The following is a 3,295-nucleotide window of genomic DNA, read 5'->3' as shown; positions in this document are numbered from 1 at the left end:
CCGCAACAGGCGGAAGAAATTATCGCCAGTGGCAAGGCCGACTTCATCGCGTTGGCGCGTGGTATTTTGTATGATCCGCGCTGGCCCTGGCATGCGGCGGCTGCGCTTGGTGCAACCGTCGAAGCGCCGCCGCAATACTGGCGCTCGGCCCCACATGGGCAGAACAAGATATTCGGTGAGACGGTGTTTGGCGGGCGTTGAGCTCCCGTACAACGCACTGCAGAGTGATCACAAGGAAGTCGCTCAAACTCTGCGGGGACAATAAGCATTAGGTTGTTTCTTCCACGACCTTCCTTATCCTGGATAAATGTGGCGCACTGCAGCATGCAGGCGCGCATGATGTGTTCGCTCAGGCCCGTTTTGGCGATGACAGGTATGGCAGCGCTTCATGTCTTCAATCTGTCGTCAGTCATTGCGCTGCGTCTTACGCATGACGTGACTAGAAATGGCTTTCCGTGCACTGCATCGGTGCATCGGCTTTCGGCGATCTGGATGTTGTCGATGGACTGTGGCGTTGATGCCGCATTCGTTGATTTATCTTTTCAAAATTCCCTTTCGGAAATACAAAATCGGTACACTTTCTTTTGTGCCATGCCAAATTGTTGTCCAAGGGTGCGGCCGATCAAAAACATAATAATTCCGCACTCAGGGCGCACAAATGAAATCCGGTTTAATCCCCCTGCTGGCTGGCGCGTTGTTGAGCGTTGCTGCCAGCACTACTGTTCTTGCCGCAGACGCTTCCCCCCATTTCGATATCAACCGTTTTGAAGTACGCGGCAATACTTTGTTGTCGGCGCAAACTCTCGACAGCACGGTTGCTCCCTTCGTAGGCAGGCAGCGCGATTTTGCCGATGTGATGGGCGCACTGGAAGCGCTGGAGGCGGCATATCACGCGCGCGGCTATCAATTGGTACGTATCGATTTACCCGAGCAAGAACTGAATCAGGGCGTGGTGATTTTGAATGTGGTGCAAACCAAAATCGGCAACGTGGTGATTGAAGGCAATCAGCATTTCACCGATGCGAATATACGCAACAGCTTGCCAGGTTTGCGCGAGGGAGAAACTCCTGATCTGAAGTCCGTTTCAAAAAGCCTGAAACTGGCAAATGAAAATCCCGCCAAAAAAATCATCATGAAGATGAAGAGTAGCGCGCAGGACGGCGAGGTCGATGCAACGCTGGCGGTGACGGATGAATCGATCTGGTCAACGACGCTCAATCTCGACAATACCGGTACGGTCGCGACCGGCAGGACGCATGCCGGCGTCGTGCTGCAGAATGCAAACCTGTTCGGGCGCGACCATGTGTTGAGCCTGCAGTACACGACGACGCTGGAAGAACCGAGCAGCGTGGGCGTGTATGGCGTCGGGTATCACCTGCCCTTGTATGCGCTCGGCGATTCGATGGATTTTTTCGCCAGTTATTCGGATGTGGATGCGGGTACGGTTACGGCGGGGATTTTTGATGTTGCGGTAAGCGGCAAAGGTTCCATGTATGGCGCGCGCTATAACCAGAACTTGCCGACCGCAGGCAATTACGAATCGAAGCTGGTGTATGGCGTGGACTACAAGGAATATAAAAACAGCATGCAATTGCTCGGGGTAGAACTGGGCAATGACATTACCGTGCATCCGCTTAGCGTCGGCTATCAGGGTAACTGGGCACTGACGAATGGCGATGCAAGTTTCGGTTTGACGCTGTTGCATAACATTGCCGGCGGCACGCGCGGGCGCCAACAGGATTTCGATCGTGTCCGTTTCGATGCGACTGACAATTACACCGCTCTGCGTTTTGCTGCGAGCGCGACGCAGGCTTTGCCTTCAGACTGGCTGGCGCGCGTGATCGTCAATGGTCAGTACACCAGGGATGCATTGATTCCGGGCGAGCAGTTCGGTGCAGGCGGTGCGAGTTCGGTACGCGGTTTTAACGAGCGTGAAGTGTCGAATGACTCCGGTGTGGCAGCCAACTTTGAAGTGTATTCAGCGCCTTTGTGCCGGAATGGAAATTGGCAATGTCGTGTACTGGCGTTTTATGACAGCGCCTACCTCACGCGTAATCGCGCATTGCCCGGTGAGTTCCGCAACATCGCCATCAGCAGTGTCGGCCTGGGTTTGCGTATGCAGCTCGGCAACAGGGTCAACTTCCAGGTGGATTACGGCCATGTGCTGCATGCAGAAGCGAGTGAGACACAAAAAGGCGACGATCGTGTACATGCACGTCTCAGCCTGTCTTTCTGAGGACATCATGAAAATCACGCCAACGAATATGACGCGCACATTCACTCGGCCTTCATCGCTGCCAATGCGGCTCAAGCTTTTGCCGCTATTGCTCGCGGTCTGCCTGGGTGCAACGGGTGTCGCCACTGCTACGCCGATGAATCCAACTGTGGTGAACGGACAGGTAACGTTTTCTCAGAACGGAAATGTTTTCTCGATTACCAACAGCCCGAATGCAATCATCAACTGGAGTAGTTTTTCAATCGCACAAGGCGAGATCGTGCGCTTCCTGCAGCAGAGCAGCAATAGTGCCGTGCTCAATCGCATCACGGGACAAGACCCGAGCCGCATCATGGGCGCATTGCAGTCAAATGGACACGTCTACCTGATCAACCCGAACGGCATTTTGTTTGGCGCAGGCGCGCAGGTGAATGTCGCTGGCCTGCTTGCATCGACGCTGGATATCGCGAACGCTGATTTCCTTGCCGGAAAAAATAAATTCTTTGCCGGTGCCAATGCCGCCAGCGTGGTCAACGAAGGCGCCATTACGACGCCATCCGGCGGCAAGGTTTTCCTGATTGCGCCTGACGTTACTAACAACGGCATCATTACTTCACCGCAAGGCGAGGTTGTGCTGGCCGCAGGACATAGCGTGCAACTGGCGGACTCATCCAATCCTGGCATGCATGTGGTGGTATCTGCGCCGGAAAATCAGGCGATCAATATTGGCGAGGTGATCGCACAAGGCGGCAGAATCGGTATTTACGGCGCACTCGTCAATCAACGCGGCACGCTCAACGCCAACAGTGCAGTGATCGGTGAGAACGGCAAGATCATCTTGAAGTCCACGCGCAAGACATTGCTGGAAGCCGGCAGTGTGACGACCGCGACGGGTGTCGATATCGGTGGCGAAGTACAGGTACTTGGTGAACAGGTCGGACTGATGGGCGATGCGCGTGTCGATGTCAGTGGGCAGAACGGTGGTGGCACTGCGTTGATCGGTGGCGATTACCAGGGCAAAAATGCAGCGGTTATGAATGCGCAGCAAGTATTCGTCGGCAAGGATGCAAAAATTTCGGC

At 54.6% G+C, this 3,295-nt stretch carries 2 protein-coding genes and 1 pseudogene; all 3 read left to right on the top strand.

Annotated elements, in window-relative coordinates; genetic code table 11:
* Nucleotides 1-201 (top strand): annotated as a pseudogene (locus ABWP27_RS12610) (oxidoreductase); the annotation flags it as partial.
* A gap of 457 nt (nt 202-658) precedes the next feature.
* Nucleotides 659-2,236 carry a ShlB/FhaC/HecB family hemolysin secretion/activation protein gene (locus tag ABWP27_RS12605; protein WP_353157416.1) on the top strand — a complete coding sequence of 526 codons (1,578 nt, stop codon included), beginning with the start codon at nt 659-661 and terminating at the stop codon, nt 2,234-2,236.
* A 7-nt stretch (nt 2,237-2,243) separates the two neighbouring features.
* Nucleotides 2,244-3,295, top strand: a 1,052-nt coding sequence (locus ABWP27_RS12600; RefSeq protein WP_353157413.1) for a two-partner secretion domain-containing protein, incomplete at its 3' end; no start/stop codon positions are given.

Origin of the sequence: Herminiimonas fonticola, from assembly GCF_040395855.1 — a bacterium.
Lineage (GTDB): Bacteria > Pseudomonadota > Gammaproteobacteria > Burkholderiales > Burkholderiaceae_D > Oxalicibacterium > Oxalicibacterium fonticola_A.
The sequence above is the reverse complement of the archived record's forward strand: the minus strand, read 5'-3'. Positions and strand labels throughout refer to the sequence as shown.

What these genes read in the sequence shown, in the direction of transcription:
- ABWP27_RS12605 (WP_353157416.1), top strand. Translation starts at nt 659, where the DNA reads ATGAAATCCGGTTTAATCCCCCTGCTGGCTGGCGCGTTGTTGAGCGTT.